General features: G+C 38.7%; 2 protein-coding genes. Both read right to left on the bottom strand.

What is annotated here, in order from left to right; all coding sequences use genetic code 11:
* On the bottom strand, positions 1 to 404 hold a 404-nt coding region (locus IQR33_RS23495), incomplete at its 3' end, for a molecular chaperone (protein ID WP_193844099.1).
* A gap of 20 nt (positions 405 to 424) precedes the next feature.
* Positions 425 to 589: spore coat protein U domain-containing protein (locus IQR33_RS23500; RefSeq protein ID WP_193844100.1), on the bottom strand; the 165-nt coding region annotated here is incomplete at its 5' end.

Genomic DNA, 589 nt, shown 5'->3' on the forward strand with positions numbered 1-589 from the left:
ACAGCGAGTTCATTTTCCGTCAATTCTGTTTGAGGGTTTTGAGTTGGCGGTAATTCATCTATGATCACTCGGTATGCATACTCCTTACCCGCAGAGGCCTCATCTTGGTTGATGATGCGGATTAACTGCTTTTCACCTGGTTCAATTTTGACAAACGGAGGAGTTGCAATTAACTGGCTTTGACTTGAATAACTATCTTCTCCTTCGTTTTGTTCCCACTTAAAAATTCTCACCTGTAAATAAGAATCAACACTGCCTTTATTTACCATCCAAAGTGATGTTGCATTACTCTCCTCTGATATTTTGGGGTAAATCGGCCAAATTAATAATGAGTTAGCATTGGCATTTGAGAAAAAAACAAAAAGGAAGGTTATTAATAATAGTTTTTTGAGTATGAATTCCATTTCACCCCTCCAAAGTTCACTTACCACTCTAATGTCAGCGTCAGCGTATCCATATAAATTCCAGCCATTTCATTCCCATTTATTGTCGCCTTTGCCCAGATAGGAAACTGAATATTATCTGGGTCTTGGTCGGTATCGACGGAATATTGCGTGTCAATATCAAGCACCTGCGTATAATTTAGATC

The sequence above is a fragment of the Vibrio sp. OPT46 genome, assembly GCF_015163535.1.
Taxonomy (GTDB): Bacteria; Pseudomonadota; Gammaproteobacteria; order Enterobacterales; family Vibrionaceae; genus Vibrio; species Vibrio alginolyticus.